The following is an 18,400-nucleotide window of genomic DNA, read 5'->3' as shown; positions in this document are numbered from 1 at the left end:
CAGCTGTCCTCAGCCTTCCTTCGCAGCGAGAGAAGCAGTCAGTATCTGTGCCGGAGCCTCTGTGAGCAGCGGCAGAACAATCTCTACCCGGGTCCCTCCCTCTTCACGTTCACTCAGTGTAACCCCGTAGTCATTTCCGAAATATCCGGCAATCCGCTCTCTCACATTCCGTATGCCATAGCCGCCGGTATGCCGCCTGTGCGGCCGCGCCTCCGGCTGCTTCAGGCCTGCCCCGTTATCATCAATTATAATCTGCAGCGTCTCCTCTACCTTAGTTAAGGAGATCCAGACATATCCGCTGCGCTGCTTATTGAAGCCGTGCACAATGGAATTCTCCACGAACGGCTGCAGGGTGAGCTTGGGAAGATAAGCCTCCTGAAGCCCCGGTTCCACCTCGATCGTGTACTCCAGACCGTCGCCCCAGCGGAGCTGCTGGATTTCGAGATAACACTGGATATGCTGCAATTCCTCCGATACCATAATGAAGCTTGCCCCGTTGGATAAGCCGATCCTGAACATCTGGCCCATCAGCTCCAGAATCCGGCTCAGCTCATCCTGTCCGGCCTCAATTGCCATCCAGTTGAGCTGGTCCAGCATATTGTAGAGAAAATGGGGATTGATATTGGCCTGCAAGGCCTCAATCTCCGCTTTGCGCTGCTGCTCGTACCGCCGCTCCAGCGACAGGTACAACTCCTCGATACGCTCGGTCTGCTTGCGGTAGCCGGAGAATAAATAACCGAATTCATTCTCGTAGTCGCTTGGCAGCTCTTCCTTGTGCCCGCCGACTGAATATATTCTCATAGCGCTTACAAGCTGCTTAATGGGCTTGGAGAATTGCCTGCTCAGATAATGCGTCAATAGCAGGACCAGCAGAATCGCTCCAATCCCGATCAGCCCGATCCATTCCGCCAGCTCCAGACTGCTTGCCGTAATCTGCTTCCAGGAGGTGAACTCAATCAGCGTCCAGATGGAATTATCCATTCTGGAGTAGACCAGCAGCGTATTGCCGGTATCCTTATCGCCGGGAATGTGGACATAGCCGGATTTGTTGCTCTTGAGGTCGATCCATTTCGACCACTCGCTCTGCTCCAGCGTCTCCCCGATGCTCAGAATCTGCTTGCCGGCGCTGTCCGCCATGATCCGGTTCGACCCGGAGGAGTTGCCGGTCAGCAGCGCACGGATTTCCCTGGCTTTAATATGAACGACAAGCACACCGAGATAGTCGTTCTCGTTCATGATTTTCCGGGCGAAGCTAAGCACCGGAATGTCTCCCTGCACACTGGGAATGGAATGTTCCCCCGACCAGGCGAAATCGCTTTTCACCAGATTCCTGGCCCAGGACTGTTTATCCAGATCGCGAATATTCCGGAATTGGATATAGCTCTGGCCGTCGCTCGGCATCGGCTCATCCATATACAGGTCAATCCCTTGAATCAACGGAATGGCATAGGTCAAATTGCCAAGCGCACTCTCAACGCTTACACGCTTGCGGTACCGCTCGAAATCATCCTGCCTGTTTAAGAGAAAGGTCGTCAGCTCGTTGTCCCGGGAGGTGGATAGTGAGATCTGCTCAATCATATCGAGCCGGGTGGTAATCTCATTGTTCAACTCATCCAGCAGCCGCTGCTGATAATGGGAGGTGGTCTGTACAAGGGCCTTGGAGGAGTTGCTGTAGCTGGTCCAAGCCGTTACCGCTATCACCAGAATAATTATAATGGCAAAGCTGTGAAAAAACAGACGGTCGATCCTGTACTTTTTAAAAGGATTGGTCAAGCGATCCCCTTCCTTCGCCTCCGCTTCATACGAAATAAACGGTAAAGCGTCGAATAAGGCTCAGGCGCTTTACCGTTATCGGACGGATGTTTTTTAAAAATATAAGAATTTATCTGTTTCACACAATAACTTATCCTTCTATTTCTCGCTGAAACGGTACCGCCCTTTAAAAGGACGGCAAAGTCGTTTCCACTTGCATCTTATCCCTTTATGCCTGTTGTCGCAATCCCGTCCACGAAATACTTTTGCAGGAAGGTGAACACAAGCGTTGCCGGAACAATAGAGACAAGCGACATGGCCAGAAGCTGGCCCCACTCGGCTGCAGACTGGGAGTCATTAATCATGCGCAGCGCAAGTCCCACCGTGTATTTGTCTACCGTGTTGATGTACAGGAGGTGTCCCAGGAAGTCATCCCAGTTCCACAGGAAGCAGAAGATCGTCACCGTAACGACCGCCGGGAAGGCGAGCGGCATGACCACTCTCCAGAAAATCCCGAACCAGGAGCAGCCGTCGATTTTGGCCGATTCGTCCAGCTCCTTGGGCACGCCGCGGATGAACTGGATCAGCAGGAAGACGAAGAAGCTTCCGCCGGCCCCGCCCGCCAGCAAATGGGGAACGACAAACGGCAAATACGTGTTCACCCAGCCCAGCTGATGGAACAAGGCATACTGGGGAATAATCAGCACCTGGCCCGGCATCATCAGCGTCAGCATCAGAATCGAGAACCAGAATTTCTTCAGCGGAAAATCCAGTCTGGCGAATCCGAAAGCAACCAGTGTAGTAGATAGAAGCGTTGCGATCAGCACCATAATTTCCAGCCAGAAGGTGTTAAGATAGAAATCAGTGAATGTATGTCCGGGCACCGAGTTCCAGCCTTTGGTGAAGTTCTCCCATTGCGGAACGGACGGGAAGATTCCCGGTGAACTCAGCTCGGTGCTGTCCTTCAGCGAGGCTCCGACCCACCAGACAATCGGATAGACCATGAGGAAGCTGAAGAGAATCATGAACACATGCCGGAGTGCAGGCTTCCAATTCAAAGTTGTCATTTGCGTTTTTTCCCTCCAGTGTCAGTCTCATAGAATACCCAGTACTTCGAGGTGTAAGAGATCAGAAGTGTTGCGGCCACAATGGCGACCAGCATAATCCAGGCCAATGCAGAAGCGTAGCCCAGCTCGTAGCGGCTGAAGGCCCGTTCGTACAAATACATGGCATATACATATGTAGCGTTCATCGGTCCGCCATTCGTAATCACGAAGGCCGAGGTGAACATCTGGAAGGCGTTGATCACGGCCATAATCAGGTTGAAGTAGAGAATCGGCGACAGCATAGGCAATGTAATGCGGAAGAATTGAATGAACCTGTTCGCCCCGTCTACCGAGGAAGCTTCATACAAGTCATTGGGAATCTGCTTCAGCCCTGCCAGGAAGATAACCATGGTGGAGCCGAATTGCCAGACCGTGAGCAGAATCAGTGTGCTAAGCGCGGTGTCCGGGTTGGTAATCCAGCTTTTCCCTTCGATGCCAAAGACGGCAATCAGCTTGTTAAAAATCCCGTCTACCCCGAAGATGTTACGCCAGAGCAGCGATACCCCGATACTGCCTCCGATTAGAGAAGGGAAATAGATCGCTGTGCGGTAGACGCTAATCCCTCTGACCGCTCTGCTGAGTACCATGGCCACGAGCAGGGCCGCAATCAGCTTAAGCGGCACGGAGGCCAGCACATACATGACTGTGACTTTGGCGGATTGAATGAATTTGGGGTCTGCGGTGAAAATCCGTTCGTAATTGCGGGACCCGATCCATTTCATCGGCTGCATCAGGGTGTAGTCGGTAAACGAATAATACAGGGATAAGAACAACGGATACGCCGTCAGTACCAGGAACCCGATCAGCCAGGGCGAAATAAACAAATAGCCTGCAAGCGGAGCGTTCCACCGGCTTTTGAAATAGGAGCTTTTTTTCGGCGCTGGCGAGGCTTGGGCTAAAGTGGTTGTGGAGCGGTTCATCTGTGGTCACCTCTTGTGGTCAATTTGTATAGCTTAAGTATAGTATTGGCCCGCACTTTGGCTAAAGGAGGGCAATGCTCGAATTCTTTCAAAATATAACGATTAATTCGTACATTCTTATGTTTTAAAAAGATAAAGCCCGGAACATTGCTGTCCCGGGCTTACAGTTCATACCTTATTTCTCGTAGGATAGCGAGGCTTCCTTCAGCTGCTTGAACGCCTCTTCCGGTGTGGATTTACCGAAGCTGAGCTGGTCACGGACCAGTACCCAGTCTTTATCCACGAAGTTCGTCCAGCCGCCGGCTCCGGCCGACCAGGTCTGGCCATCCGGCTCCGTAGCACGGAGCAGAGCCAAGCCTACCTTATCCAGATCGCTCATATTAGCTTCCAGCAGAGCGGCGTTATCCTTGTTGGCCGGGAGGCCACGGAAGGTCTTGGTGATTTGGGCAGCCTCAGCATCATTCACGAACCAGTTGATGAATTTCTTGGCTTCTTCAGCATGCTTGGAGTTCTTGGAGACCGCCATGTACATCGACGGCTTCAGCCAGCCTCCGGCCTCTTCGGCACGCGGCATGGTTACAAGTGCGTAGGCTCCCGGCTTAATGCTGTCCCAGGTTCCCAGATTGTTGGAGAAGCTGTAACGGAACAGCACCTTGCCTGCTGCGAGCAGATCCATTTGCGGATCATTCTCCTTATCGGAGGCATTCACATCCGCCGGAGGAACAAGCCCTTCCTTGCGGAGCTCTTCGAACTTGCGGGTCCAGTCCAGATAAGTGGCTTCATCCACGTTGAAGTGGCCGTCATCTGTGATGACCTGCCCTTTGCCTCTGGCATACTGATACGCCGAGTACATGAAATAGTTACCTGCATAGTCGAGGGTGAAATACTGTCCCTTCGGCAGCTTGGACTTGGATTCCTTCGCCAGGGCGAAGAACTCATCCCAGGTCCAGCCGTTAGCCGGATTCGCAATGCCCAGCTTATCCATAGCGGCTTTATCATATACCATACCGAAGGCCACCGAGCCGAGCGGAACGGCATACTGCTTGCCGTCCAATTGGCCGCCTGACAGCAGCTTCGCGTCGAATTTGCTTACATCCACCTCAGGAGCCAGGTCGGCCAGCTGCTGGCGGGCCATCCAGTCCGGCATCCAGCCCGGGTCAAGCTGAACAACATCAGGTGCGTTGTTGGCCGCAGCCTGCGTGGATAATTTGTCCAGATAACCGTCCATACCGGAATACTCCGGCTCGAAGGTTACGTTCGGATTATTCTTCGTGTACAATTCCAGGGCCGCCAGGGTAGCTTCGTGACGCGGCTGGGAGCCCCACCACATAATCCGCAGCTTGACCGGCTCATTGGTGCTTGGTGCATCAGTTGCAGCAGCCGTCGCAGCAGCATTGGTGCTGGCAGGTGCTTCTGTAGCCCCTCCTGCATTGTTTACTTTATTCCCTCCGCCGCCGCAGGCAGCCAGTGTACCTAATATCGCTGTCATCGCCAGGACCGAAAGAGAACGCTTCCATTTCAACATCTTTAACCCTCCTGTATACATCTGTATTCTCTTGCTACATTGCTATAGTAACAATATGGAATTGAAGTTCATAGGAGAGCAATGCACGAATTCTTATAAAATCTTACGAATATGCCATCCTGCAGACAGTCCAAAAACATTCAAAGGCTGCTCCGCTATCCTAAGATAGGGAAACAGCCCTGAGTGTCAACTCTGCGTTACTTATTTCATCATACTGGCGGCAATGCCGATAAGCTCGTCTTTCGTTAGCTCCGTATTCTCCTGGCCGGCGATCACAGAATAGATAACCTTTCCACTCGGATCAGACCAAACTAACTCGTACTTAAACCCTAAGTCAAGCTCCTTGTTGCCGGAGTCATCCGAAAAAATAGCTTGTCTGCCTTTGATCTCTATATTCTCCATCTTTGTATGTTCACTCCACGAGAGCTTATCAGCCGGGTTTTGGTAGTCATCCACACGTGAGACACCGATTCTCACCTGAACCTCCCCCTTCTTGTATACCAGTGAGGAATACGGGTAGTCAATGTTCTCCGCCTTCTCCACTCTCCAGGCCAACTGGAAGTTGTCTCCCAGGTCTCTCTCGTTTCCGCCTTTAAGCTCCTGCACATCCGGAACTTTTAAGAAAGAAGGCTTAATGATTGCCTCGTCCAGGGCATACCCTTCCGGCAGATACGCCGGCTGCTCCAGGACCGGAGCGTTGTGCTCCTCTACACTAGTCTTATAGGCGGTATAGTCCTTGAACGTGAGGGGCGGGCGATACATGTTCATACTCCCCTCTCCCTCCTCGTCTTCACGCGTAATTACATAGGTGGCATACTCTCCGGGAAGCAGCAACTCCTTCATGAGTGCTGCCCCCTTTGAATATTTCTGGTTATAGAGAATACTCAGCTTCTGGTTGGCTTCATGCTCAATACCCGGCTGTGCTTCCGGGATATAAGGCTTCAAGGGTTCTTTCGCCTTCTCAATCAGCATTCCGCCGGAAGCCGTCGCCGGAAGCGGCTGATACGGAAGCACCTTATACGGGGCTCCGGCCCCCTGCCGGACTTCACCCGAACTCTGAGCTTCAGCTCCTTGCTGGAGTTTGCCGGAGAATTGGGTATAGCCGCCGCCCAGCAAGACCAGTGCCAGGACCGCCGCCGCCCAGCCCTTCACCGGCATCCGCTTCTGTCTCCGCCCGGTTCTTGTTTCCATTCTGCGCATTACTTTTGGTGCCTCTCCGCTTGGCGGAAGGGTCTGAAGCAGAGTCTCGTCTTCTTCAGCAGTCAATGCCCCCTCAAGCCCGAGCGCCTTCATTACTGGTTCATGAACATCAACGGTGTTCCAATGTGCTGAACGGTCTCCCTCCTTCAGAAACTGCTCCTCTGGAGTTAATTCACGCTTGCCCATAATTGTTTCTCCTTTCTCTCAATCGCTTTTTTAAGTTTTTCCCTGGTCCGTTCATATCTTTTGCGTACGGTAGCCGTACTCACACCCAGAATTTCACTGATTTCCGCAAATGATTTATCTTCATAAATCCGCAGGATCAATAGATTCCGGTCCTCCACATCCAGCTTCCCCAGAGCAGCCGAGACCGGCTCGCTGAACAGGCGGTTCTGGGCTATTTGCTCTGCACTTTTCTCCGTAACCTCCTGCCGGAGCAGCTTCCGCACCTGCTGCTGGAATTTCTGCCGCCGCAGCAGGTTCAGGCAGTGATGATAAGCAATTTTGTAGAGCCATGAGGTGAAATCTGCCTGAGGCTTGTACTGCCCGATATTCTGGTAGGCCTTGATCAGGATGTCCTGTACCGCATCTTCCGCATCTTCCTTGTTATTCAGCAAGCGGTAACAATAGAGGTAAATCCGTTGCTGGTACAGCCTGATCACATCCGAGTACAGGCCTCCTTCCCCGTCTTGTATCCTTCTAATTTTCTCTTCGATAGGGTCCACGATAATCTCCTTTCTGCAAATCATATAGATATAACACTTGAGCCGTATGTAATGTGACAATTATCTTTTCCCGGCTCCACAGCAAAAAAAGAGACCCACAGATGAATTCTGTTGATCTCTCCGTTGCAGAACCTATGAACCTATGGCTTCCTAGAACCGTCTGTCTGTCTGTCTACTCTACTCCAGCTCGACCGTCTGATTCAGATTCAGCTTGTCAGTGTCCTGGCCGGTCATCCGTTTGAACATGTATACCGCCTTCTCGGCCAGGTTGCCGCTCTTCCAGTATTCAGCCGCTTCGGCATGGACTTTAATCAGAATGACATTCGGGTCATCATAGCTTGTCTTCAGGAACGCCTCGTACCCTGCACTCCAAAACTCTTTTTTCTTACTTACATCGGTTACAATCTCGGCCGTTCCACGGATGGAGACATAGGACTTGTCGGCATACACGACATTGACGCGCGGGTCATACAGTATCTCCCCGAACTTGCTCGTATCCTTCTTGGTCAGGAACCACAAGTCTCCGTCGAATTCAACCTCCTGTGTCTTCATAGGCCGGGAGACCAGCCCTTCCTCCGAAATCGTGGTAAGCATAGCCATATCAATACCCTTGATCAGCTTGCGGACCGTCTCAACGGCTTCCTCGTGACTATGGTGTGTAGTTGACATCTTAACCGCCTCTTTTCTTCCGGGATAGGGAATAGGTTATCCAAATGCATAGCATTTATTAACCAGAAGCGGCGAAGCATTACCGGATGCCGGTGAAAACCGGGAAATCAGCAGCGTACATGTTTGCGTTTGAAGCCGGTCCGTCCTTTGCCGACAGCCTTCATAATATTATCGTAAGCGCTGATGAGCTTGCTCTTCGGCTTGTCCTTGTCCACCTCGACCGGACCCACCCGCTCCGCCGTCTCACATGCCAGATCATGCAGCGGTAAATAGGACACGGCTACGGTATACATAAAATTGTTCATAGAGTACCGGGTACGCTCCGGGGAGTCATGAATGGTCTTACCCACAAGCTCCAGCATCCCGGCCAGCTTGTCGCGCTGGAACTCCTGATCGGGGCGGCTTCCCAGCAGCCAGCAGTAACAGCTCCAGCCTGCCGACATCCGGAGATCCTCTCCGCTCCTGATCCACTCATCCGCCACCTGCTGGGCAATATCTGCTTCAGCCAAGGTTACAGCCACCACGAAATCAGACAGCATATAGAAATAAGCCCCGTCCATCCAGCGGTTATAGTCCGCTTCTGTCATCCCATTCGGGTCGGCAATGATCCCGGCAAAATACATCGCATCATAATTACCTGTAGCATACAGCTCCTCAGCCAGCGCCTGATCGATCTTGGTTTGCTTGAAGATCGGCTTCATTGCACCGGTAGCCACACCAAAGAGCGGCTCCCGTGCGCCGTTTGCGGTATACATCTTCTTGGTCCGTTCCTTGCCAAGCGCTTCAAGCTCCTGCATCACTTGTTCTGCATTCATTGAACGTTCCTCCTTTTAGCTACCTCTCGTCTTCCGCCGGAATATCTGGCAGCAGCGGACGGCCCTCAGGGTAGGCATTTTGATTCAGCTGGTCGCCAATCCACGCTTTGCCGTCCTCGCCGGTTTCTTTTTTCCAGATGGGGACGATTTGCTTGATCCGCTCAATCACGTATTCATTCGCTTCATAGGCAGCCTTACGGTGGGGCGAGGAGACTGCGATGACCACTGCAATGTCGGTAATCTCAAGCTTACCTATCCGGTGGGTGACTGCAACCTTCGTATCCGGCCAGCGCTCCAGCACTTCCTGCCCGATGCGCTTCAGCTGCGTTACAGCCATGGACGGGTATGCTTCATATTCAAGATACAAGGTTTTCTTCCCTTGTGTGAACTCACGCACCGTCCCAATGAATAAGGTAATCGCCCCGGCTTCTCTGCGCAGAACTTTATCAGATACCTCAGCGGGTATAATCGCGGACTCTGTAATTTCAAATAACGAATGGCCCATTCGCTCACTTCCTTTCGAGTGAAACATATAAATTACTTATATTTCCAAAAAAACTGCCCCAAGTTGGAGCAGTCTTTTGAAAAATATGAGTTTCACCGGTTTATCCATGGAGTGTTAATTCTTCCGCAGGTTCTGAACTTCCTGTTCTGAAAGCTCGGTGAGTTTAACTATAAAATCAAAATCATGTCCCATTGCCAAGAGCTTTCGAGCAGTTTCTCTTTTTTCTCGAATTGCACCCTCAGCAATCCCCTCAGCAATCCCCTCAGCCTTAGCACCATTCATTCGTGACGCCTCATCACGTAAATACTTCATCCGGGCATCATATTCCATACGTGTAGCGGCATCCTGACTCAGGAACTCGAGCGTATCCATTGCTTTTTTTCAACATCGGTTCATTCATGGTCAGTGTTTCCCCGTTTGTGATTTCAAGCTTAAAACTTCTTGCTCTGGGAGGCCTGAGGCTCTAACAATAATGGAGGTTTCCACTCCAAGAGCAAGAAGTTCACGCACCATTTCCTCTGCCTTTTTTCGTTCACCCTCTGCTCGTCCCTCTGCTCGTCCTTCAGCTTTCGCTCCGTTCATTCGTGACGCCTCATCACGTAAATACTTCATCCGGGCATCATATTCCATACGTGTAGCGGCATCCTGACTCAGGAACTCTAGCGTATCCATTGCTTTTTTCAACATCGGTTCATTCATGGTTAGCACCTCCCAATTTGGTTGTTCAACACCCTTCAGGAATAATAACCAGTTGATCAGACCACCAGTTAATGGAACGGCCTGCTCCTCGAGCTTTGTTAATTCCATCACATGAATCTCAAGATCATTGTTAAGAGATATCCCGGTATGATCTTCCCGAAGATGAAACACATTATGATGACGGTCATTCGGCAGACAGGAGTAGTTCAGTATATTGATCGTCACACACTTCTTCAATTGACTGTAATCGTCGCCTTTTTGAATTTGGTGGTAATACATCTCGCTCCAGTAGAAAAGCGTCCGCTTCTCCATATTGTATGGATTGAACAGCTGCATTTCGATGTTGATCCGTTTGCCCTCAGCCGTTTTGGCCTTGATATCCAGAATAGACTGTTTCTCCACTGGAGCATCCTTATCTGTGTACGGATTCATTAATATAATTTCTGTCAGCGGGGGTTCGCCTGCCTCCATGAAGGTACTGTTGAGGAAGGCCAGCAGGACATCCTTGTTATTCTCACTGCCGAAAATTTTCTTGAAGATAAAGTCATTCCGAGCGTCGAGTAATTCCACGATTATCACTCCAATCATATACACTGATTATATCATGGCAGAACTACTCGTTGTAGACAAGGCCAGCTTTTTGGGCTCCATATACTGCTATTCTGTCCCCTAAGCTCTATAAAACATACAGCCAAGACAATGCGCTCTCTCGTGTTACTTCGGAACGGCTGTCCGCTAAGAAGAAACGCAGCATGACAAGCCAGCGGGCCGCCGCCCTGACTCTGCTACTCCGCTTCAAGAATGTACCGGTTCCACCGCTGCTGCCAGGCTACATCCTGCCAGAACGGATGATGCGGCGCACAGTTGGAACACAGCGTCATGCCCCAGAAGCCCAGTGCCATCCCCTTACGCAGCGCATACTCGGCAATGAATTTCCCGACCGGGCCTTCCTCGAAGCCTGCAAGAAGCGGGGTATAGCCGACATAGCCTTCGCCGATTACCACCGGCAGGCCCGAATGTACCGCCCATTCCTGCGCTTCTTCCAGGCGCATGTCCGCTTTTTGCAGCATCGCCAGCTTATGGGCTCCATAGCGGTCATACAGGTAGAGATCCCATAGATCAGGGTCGGCCCAATCATGCAGATAGATCAGCTTCATCCCGACCGGATTGCCCTCCATCCGCCACTCCTGCCCTGCGGGCAGGTTCCATTCCCCGAAGGGCGGGGCATCTTCCCTCAGCATAGACCGGACAAAGGTATTCGGAAAAGGCACCCCCTCATCATTCAACCCCGCTGCGTCCATAAGCTCATTCAGCACGCCTTTGATATAGAGATGATAGTGAGCCACCTGTAAATTACGGGCTACATATGCCTTCGGATAAGCTTCGTTCAGTGTATAGCTGGCTGTGATCAGAACATCGGGATGCTGCCCCCGGAGATAACCCACCGCTTCCTCGATATAAGGCTGCATGGCCTCCACCAGCCTAGGCGTATCCGCTGCGCCGATTCCCTGCACGGTACCCACGGCGGTAAGCTGCCCGAATTCCACTTCATTATGCAGCTCGGCATAAACAATTCGATCAGCGAAGCCTTCCCCCTTGATATACCGGATGAGCTGGTCCATCGACCGGGCCAGGGTCATGAACCGCTCTGCGGGAGCAACTGCAGCCAGCTCATCACGCAGCGCGGGATAGGCCAGGAAGCTGGGGCTCTGCTGATATTCCCAGGAAGACAGCATAATATAGAGTCCCTGCGCCTTGGCCTGCCTGAACAGCTCCAGCAGATGCGCATGCCCGTCCAGCTCGGCACCGCCGCGGCAGTTGTACCAGCGGGTACGCTGGCCCACTTCCCCCAGACTGCCGAAGTGCAGCGGTCCGGGGCGTTTGCCTTCCGCTGTGAATAACAGGAACGGCATGGCGCAGATCCGGATGGTGTTGTATCCTCTGTCGGCTGCCTCCTTGCATCTTGCCGCCAGATCATGATAAGGCTCGCCCGGCAAGGTCATGGTGTACCAGGAGAAATCCCACATGGTAAGGGTAAGCTTGCGGGGCAATCTGTTCAGCACTGCATCCATACTGTCCATGCTAATCCTATGCCGTCCTGTTGTATGCATAATCTGTTGTCCTCCTTCTGCTTAGAGTTGTCCCCGGTTCAGGACATGATCGGCCATCCGTCTGTGAACCCCAGCTCCTTGATGATTAGGGTCCAGGGCAAGAGCGGAATTAAGCTCCGCTGCCGCTGCTTCATACCGGCCCAGCCCGAGAAGCCCGAGCCCCCGCATGTAGCGGCAATGAATGACATTGCGCCGGTTGAGGTCATCCTCAAACACCAGGAAATCCGGCAGCGATACGGCGAAATAGTCCAGCTTGATATCATCGAAAAGATGACGCTCGGCATAATCGATCAAGAGATTGAAGCGGCGCTTGGCCTCCTTCGGCTGCCGAAGCCTCAACCAGGCCAGCCCCTGGTAGAAAATCATCTCCGGCGGCTGGTCATTGTAGAACACCGCACTTGCCGGCTCCGCCAGACCTTGTGAAGCCGCCCTGTAGCAGCGCTCAGCCTCTTCTTCTTGCCCAAGTCCTTCGTATACCCGGCCAAGAGCATATTGAATATTATTCTCCTGCGCCCCTTCCAGCCTCCCTTCGCCCAGATTATGCGGATAGGCCAGCGCCAGCCGGAAATGCTCAAGCGCCGCTTCATACTGCCCGTTCTCCAGTGCCAGTCTGCCAAGCCCGCTGTGGGCGAATTGGTATTGCCCGGTCACCTTCCCCTCTCCGCCCTCCCAGGGATGGAAGTTACGCGAGCTTAATGCCCTAACCGCTTCGTCATAGCGCTCAAGCTGGTTAAGCATCGTTACATATTCGATATACAGATCATCCCGCTGCTCCACCAAGCTGCGCCGTGATTCAAGATGTTCCAGCCGTTCCCCGGCGGACCACGCGAGCTTCTTGCGCAGCTGATCCAGCTCATACAGAATCCGCGCATCCTGCGGCGCACAGGCGAAGGCCTGCTCCAGTGAAGCGAGCGCCGCCTCAGGATTGTGCTGCTTGTTGTAATAGGCCAGGGCCAGATTGCGGTGAACGATGGCGAAATCCCCTCTCAGTTCACGTGAACGTTCCCAGCTTGCCGCCGCTTCCTCCGGCCGCTTCTTGTCATAATAGAGATTGCCGAGATAGTAATAGGCTTTATCATCCAGGGGATTCGCCCGGACGGCACTTAACAGCCATTCAAGCTCGGACAGGGAGTTCGGGAAGCAGTGCAGCGGGGAGGCTGCTTGCCCCTGGCGGCGGGCCTCCCGTGCCTGCTCATCTTGTCCCGTACACTCATAACATTCGCCAAGGGCATAATGCAGCATCGGATAGACGGATTCAGGTTCAGATTTGAATCCGGTTTCAGATCCGGGTCTGCCCCGCTGGGCCGCCCTCTCCCCTACAGCAAGAGCTTCCGCATACAGTCCGCAGCCCATATAATCTGCCATAAGATTAAGGTAATTGTGTGCATCATCACGCATAAGCCGTTCCAATTCTGTCAGCGCCTCTTCTGCCGCAGCAGGGTCACCCAGTGCTGCAAGGGCCAGGGCCAGTTCGTTATATGCGCCAAAATCAGCAGGATCAAGCTGCACAGTCTCACTTGCGAATCCCCTCGCCTGCTGCGGCCGGCCAAGCCTCCGCAGGAGAGCTGACTTGAGGTTCCTCGCCTTATAGTTACGCGCATTGCGGATCAGCGAACGCTCCGCCAGCTCCAGCGCCTCGGCATACCGGCCCTGCCGGCAGGCAATCTGAGCTAGTGAGTAATACCCTGCATCCTGCCAGGCTGCCGACCATACCGCTTTGTAATAAGCAGCAAAAGCCTCATCCAGGCGGTTCTGACCGCGCAGGGCAACCCCCAGCTGATAATAGGCTTCGCTGTCATACGGGTTAGGATTACGCGAGGTTAGACGTTCAATGGCGCGGCGGAGCAAAGGCTCACTCTGCGCATATTGCCCGCGGCGGAGCAGCAGCGTTCCATACGCTACATTCAGCCGGATATCCCCGCTGTCCCGTTTAAGCCCCTCCAGATAATAGGCCTCCGGCTCAAAGGTGGCATGCCGGTACTGCTCCAGATGCAGGCCGGCCAGATACAGCTCCTCTGCTGAGCGCAGCTCTTCCGGCGGGGCCAGCGGCTTCGCCGCCTCAGGGATACGCCCAATCTCCGGACGCTTCGGCTGATAGGCGACCAGCAGCCTGCCCTCCCCGCTATGGACCGTCAGCTTGAGGTCATGCTCCTGCTCTCCATGGTCCAGCATAACCGTACGCTCTATAGCCTCTGCGGGAGACAGATCTGCAGTCTCCCGCAGATATTCGCCTGCGGCTCCGCTTAAGCTGATCACGGCCTGCTCCAGCCGTGAGGTCACGTATACCTTCACCACCGCCTGAGCTAATGCCGCATCCACCTCCAGATTGACCGCAGCGTCTACCGAGGCATTTTTCACCAGACCGATGCCCTTGTACGGCATGAAATACTGGGTGAAGCTCTTCTCCTCATACGGCTGCAGCCAGGTGAAGTCAGGCTGATTATCGGTGTACACACCTGTCATAAGTTCAATATAAGGTCCGTCTTCATCGGTCAGCTGGCGGTCCCAGGCCTGGCCGAACTCCCCGTTCCCCCAGGTCCATTGCTTCTTTCCCGGTGAGATATGATGATCAGCCACATGCAGCAGCCCCGCCTGGACACCGTGATCATATCCACCGACGAAATTATAATCCGACTTGTAGGCCATATAGGAGGTCGGAACCGGAATATTCTTATAGCGGGAGATGTCCACGCCTTCCGAATAATCCTGTTTGTAGTAGGTACCGGTCGCAATAGGGAACCGCGATACATCCCTTTTGCCATGATCGAAGACGGCTGTGACATCAGGCGGAAAAACAGACTGCGTCTGATCATTCACCGCAACCGCCGGGTTGGCCCACCAGAGGAAGGTCTGCGGCAGCGGCGTCCGGTTATAACACTGCGCATGGACCTCCAGATAGCCTCTCCCGGGATAGAGTCTGAACGCAGCCGTAACCTTCGTTCCGTACATCCGGTCAATCTCGCTCACCCATACGGTAGCGCTTCCATCCTCAGCAGCCTCAAGCTTATATTCAACCGGGCCGAACGTATTGGGGCGGTGATGCTGCGGCCAGTTGAACTCAATGCCCCCGGAGATCCAGGGACCTGCAAGGCCGACCAGCGCAGGCTTGATTACACGGTTATAATAGACAAAATCATAATTGTTCGTCTTGTCGAGCGCCCGGTAGATCCGCCCCCCAAGCTCCGGCATGATCTCTATGCGCAGATATTCATTCTCCAGAATAATCAGCTTGTACGCCCTATCCTGCTTCACATTCGAGATGCTCTCAATCACAGGATGCGGATACACCCGCCCCGAGCTTCCCTGATAGACTCTTTTCTCCAGAAACATAGGATTTGGATCAGCGGCACCTGCCTCATAGGTTGGTATCATCACACTGGTCTCCCGTACCTGCACCCTGTCCGCGCTGTCCGTATTGTCCGTGTTGTCTGCATTGCCCGCATTGTACGTGTTGTCCGGATTGTCCACATTATCCGCATTGTCCCCATTGCCACCGTAGTCAGCGTTGTCCCCGGCTGCCTCCGGCATCTTGCCCCCACCTGCATACTGCATGCCCTTCACTGCCTCCCTTGACTTGATAGTTCTACTCTAGCCGCTGGCCGGGGAGTTTCCAATTGACGAAATGCGGGAAGTGATGGATTATATTCTTATTCTGTGTAAGCTTAGATTTCGGGCGTCACTGCGATGAGCATACGCTTTCCCAACCGTTGGGGTTGGGGTTGGGATAAATCCTGCCCATAATGCAACATTCCGCTCCTGAATTCAGCCTTAAACCGGAATTGTTGCACAAAAATCAACATCTGCCCTCCTTCCTGAGGCCAAACGGGGAAATCCCTGCATTTTGTGCAACAATCCGCCCTGCCACCACTGTACCAGAGAATCAAAATTGCAAAATGTGCAGGCGTGTTGATTACCCATATTATGGGATGACAAAAACACCTAAATGTTCTTTACGCCTGAGCTGATTAAGCTGAACCTGCCACTCCAGCGGAAGATTAAATATACGCCAGTACTGCATAAATTCCCATAGAGTCAGCTTAGCAAAGACCGGTACCTTCGGATGAATTTCATCAAAAATGTATTTCAGAAGCACATACGCGGTAAGGGCCACAAACAATTGGCTATACACTGCATTTTCGGTGGTTCCAAACAGACAAGGGACATTCAAATGCTGTTTCACCCAGCGGAAAAAGACTTCAATCTCCCAGCGTGCTTTGTAAATTTCAGCAATCACGTGAGCGGACTCTTTTCTCAAATCAGTGACGACCCGTACGACTTCGCCCCGGTCATTTTCAAATTCAACGACGCGGTGGCGCTGGGCGGATCGGTGTTTCCCTTGACCGATATAACAGGTGATATCGCGTACAATTTTGCTGTCTCCCTCTGCCGGTCGCTGACGTTTTCGCGGCAACACCAAGTGGAGATTGTCTTTCAAACGAATCACAAAGGACTGACCTTGCTGCACATATTGATCCAATCGACCGATTTTTCCATATGCCCGATCCTGGACTAGAAGGTAGTCCTTATCGGCCAAGACTTCTCCAAATGGAGCGTCATTGCGCCGGGCAATCGATTCGACCACCTTCACGGGTGAATGCTGTCCATGCGAGAAGGCCACATGCAGCTTGATACCTCCTCTGAATTTTTTATACGGAGCCCAAGACATACGGGAGTTTGCCGCCGTAACCGTCGTAGAGTCAATAAGCAGAAGATCTTTAGGCAGATTCAGGTGCCGCCGGGTTTGCCGGTTACATTTCTGGACGAGCATTTGAAACAAACGCTTGAAGATATCGTAAGGCACTTCACCGGCTTTGCCCGAAAGAGTGGAGTAATGAACCTTGGGCAAATCGTAGTTCGAGCCCACCCGAGCACTTTGACGAAAGCCATCCCATTTGTGGTAGCAGGCTTGGATAAAGTAGTCGAACAACACACCGACAGTCATTTTGATTCCTGTATCCTCGTAGTTCTTGGTTTGCCCAGTCACCATTTCGACTTCTTCCGGAGTTAATACTTGTTTGAACACGGCCAGGAATGGGGTATTATTATTCATGAGGTCGCCTCATTTCGGTTTGGTTTGGTCGTACTTACCATTACCCGAAATGGCGGCCTTTCTTGTCCCTTTTTTTGGGAAATCAACACGCTTACAAAATGTGCAACATTTTCATCATCTCAGCATCCCAGCACTGAGCACCGAGCACCGAGCACCGAGCACCGAGCACCGAAGCATCTTAGCATTCCAGCACCCAAGCATCTCGCATTCCCTATATTCAGTCTCTACGGCTCCCAAAAAACTCAATTGCACTTCTTTTGGAAGGGGATATCCCGTTCTAAGCCTTCGAAGGAATACGCTGATGCCTACGAGAAGAGATTGGAAAGTTAGTTGTTGGGCCAGGGTGTCTAACGTTTGGTTTATATACGATCTATTCAGGAGGGGGAAGCGGCATGAATCAAGACCATATCCGCAAGCCGGAAGGGTTTGTGGAGGAGAAGCTGTATGTGCTGCCGGAGTACTGGATGAAGGAATTGGAGCAGGAGGAGCTGACCGCCTCCTTGTTCATTACGGACATTGGTTATTTCCCGAATGCCCGTTATCATTTCAGGGAACGCCTGGAGGGCAGCCCGTCGCATATCTTGATCTTGTGTGAAGCGGGGGAGGGCTGGGTGGAGCTGAATCATGGGGAGCAGATGACCATGCAGCCGGGGGACATGGTCATTATTCCTCCACACACCCCGCACCGGTACGGGGCCATGCAGGAAGAGCCATGGAGCATTTACTGGTTCCATTTCAAAGGAAATCATGCGGACCGGCTGGTGAAGCTGTTCGGATTGTCGGGCGCTCCCCTCGCCCTGGCCCCGAGCGGCAAGGCCCGGCTCATCGAATGGTTCGTTCCTGCCTATGAGCTGCTGGCTGAGCGGACCTACGCCCTGGCTACCCATGTGCACATCGCCCAGACGGCCAGACAGCTGCTCTCCGGCATCGGCATTACGGCAGGCCCATCCGCGCAGGAGAAGAAACGCGGGACGTATCTGGAACAGGCGATCCAGTATATGAACGGACGGCTGGGCAGCAACCTCACTCTGCCTGAGCTGGCTAAGCAGGTCGGCGTGTCGAAGCAGCATCTGATCTATATCTTCAACGCCGAGACCGGGGTCTCCCCGATCGGGTATTTCCTGCGGCTCAAAATCCAGCGGGCAGGCCATCTGCTCGATCTCACCGAGCTCAGCATTAAGGAGGTCGGCTCCGCAATAGGGATCAACGACCCTTATTACTTCTCCAGGCTGTTCAAGAAGATTTCGGGGTTCTCTCCTTCAAGCTACCGGAAGATCCCGAAGGGCTAAATCTGTACTCGAACGAAAAGGGCTTTCCAGGCTA

At 52.8% G+C, this 18,400-nt stretch carries 15 protein-coding genes; 1 reads left to right on the top strand and 14 read right to left on the bottom strand.

Annotated features, from left to right (window positions below; translation table 11 throughout):
* Positions 1-9: 9 nt before the first annotated feature.
* The 14 genes from NYE26_RS06100 to NYE26_RS06035 all read right to left on the bottom strand — a co-directional run bounded on the left by NYE26_RS06100 (position 10) and on the right by NYE26_RS06035 (position 17,077).
* Complete coding sequence (locus NYE26_RS06100; protein ID WP_339254638.1) at positions 10-1,773, bottom strand: sensor histidine kinase; 1,764 nt, start codon at positions 1,771-1,773, stop codon at positions 10-12.
* Positions 1,774-1,973: 200 nt separating this feature from the next.
* Entirely contained in the window at positions 1,974-2,819 is an 846-nt protein-coding gene (locus NYE26_RS06095; protein ID WP_339254636.1) for a carbohydrate ABC transporter permease, read from the bottom strand.
* Positions 2,816-3,778 (bottom strand): sugar ABC transporter permease, encoded by a 963-nt coding sequence (locus NYE26_RS06090; protein WP_036725828.1) that lies wholly within the window; start codon positions 3,776-3,778, stop codon positions 2,816-2,818. Before NYE26_RS06090 ends, NYE26_RS06095 begins: the two co-directional genes overlap by 4 nt.
* Before the next feature lie 175 nt (positions 3,779-3,953).
* Positions 3,954-5,303: an extracellular solute-binding protein gene (locus NYE26_RS06085; protein WP_036725829.1), complete on the bottom strand. Its 1,350-nt coding sequence runs from the start codon at positions 5,301-5,303 to the stop codon at positions 3,954-3,956.
* 201 nt (positions 5,304-5,504) lie between these two features.
* A complete protein-coding gene (locus NYE26_RS06080; protein WP_339254633.1) occupies positions 5,505-6,689 on the bottom strand; it encodes a hypothetical protein in 1,185 nt (394 codons plus the stop codon).
* Positions 6,671-7,252, bottom strand: a complete 582-nt coding sequence (locus NYE26_RS06075) for an RNA polymerase sigma factor (RefSeq protein ID WP_245368292.1) — start codon at positions 7,250-7,252, stop codon at positions 6,671-6,673. Before NYE26_RS06075 ends, NYE26_RS06080 begins: the two co-directional genes overlap by 19 nt.
* 153 nt (positions 7,253-7,405) lie before the next feature.
* Positions 7,406-7,897: a pyridoxamine 5'-phosphate oxidase family protein gene (locus NYE26_RS06070; protein ID WP_036725832.1), complete on the bottom strand. Its 492-nt coding sequence runs from the start codon at positions 7,895-7,897 to the stop codon at positions 7,406-7,408.
* A 107-nt stretch (positions 7,898-8,004) separates the two neighbouring features.
* The gene (locus tag NYE26_RS06065) at positions 8,005-8,712 is read right to left on the bottom strand and encodes a DNA alkylation repair protein (protein ID WP_036725834.1); all 708 of its coding nucleotides are present in this window, start codon (positions 8,710-8,712) and stop codon (positions 8,005-8,007) included.
* Positions 8,713-8,731: 19 nt separating this feature from the next.
* Positions 8,732-9,217 (bottom strand): molybdenum cofactor biosynthesis protein MoaE, encoded by a 486-nt coding sequence (locus tag NYE26_RS06060; RefSeq protein WP_036725835.1) that lies wholly within the window; start codon positions 9,215-9,217, stop codon positions 8,732-8,734.
* 114 nt (positions 9,218-9,331) lie between these two features.
* Positions 9,332-9,547: a hypothetical protein gene (locus NYE26_RS06055; RefSeq protein WP_339254629.1), complete on the bottom strand. Its 216-nt coding sequence runs from the start codon at positions 9,545-9,547 to the stop codon at positions 9,332-9,334.
* A 72-nt stretch (positions 9,548-9,619) separates the two neighbouring features.
* Complete coding sequence (locus tag NYE26_RS06050) at positions 9,620-10,489, bottom strand: Rpn family recombination-promoting nuclease/putative transposase (protein WP_339257349.1); 870 nt, start codon at positions 10,487-10,489, stop codon at positions 9,620-9,622.
* Positions 10,490-10,701: 212 nt separating this feature from the next.
* A complete protein-coding gene (locus tag NYE26_RS06045) occupies positions 10,702-11,988 on the bottom strand; it encodes a cellulase-like family protein (RefSeq protein WP_339257347.1) in 1,287 nt (428 codons plus the stop codon).
* 60 nt (positions 11,989-12,048) lie between these two features.
* Entirely contained in the window at positions 12,049-15,399 is a 3,351-nt protein-coding gene (locus NYE26_RS06040; protein ID WP_339257345.1) for a DUF5107 domain-containing protein, read from the bottom strand.
* 547 nt (positions 15,400-15,946) lie between these two features.
* Complete coding sequence (locus NYE26_RS06035) at positions 15,947-17,077, bottom strand: IS4 family transposase (RefSeq protein WP_339250465.1); 1,131 nt, start codon at positions 17,075-17,077, stop codon at positions 15,947-15,949.
* 392 nt (positions 17,078-17,469) lie between these two features.
* On the opposite strand from NYE26_RS06035, the gene NYE26_RS06030 reads away from it, so the two are divergent.
* Entirely contained in the window at positions 17,470-18,366 is an 897-nt protein-coding gene (locus NYE26_RS06030) for an AraC family transcriptional regulator (RefSeq protein WP_339254627.1), read from the top strand.
* Positions 18,367-18,400: the final 34 nt, after the last annotated feature.

The organism is Paenibacillus sp. FSL P2-0136 (assembly GCF_037975325.1).
GTDB classification, from domain to species: Bacteria; Bacillota; Bacilli; order Paenibacillales; family Paenibacillaceae; genus Paenibacillus_AQ; species Paenibacillus_AQ silagei.
The sequence above is the reverse complement of the archived record's forward strand: the minus strand, read 5'-3'. Positions and strand labels throughout refer to the sequence as shown.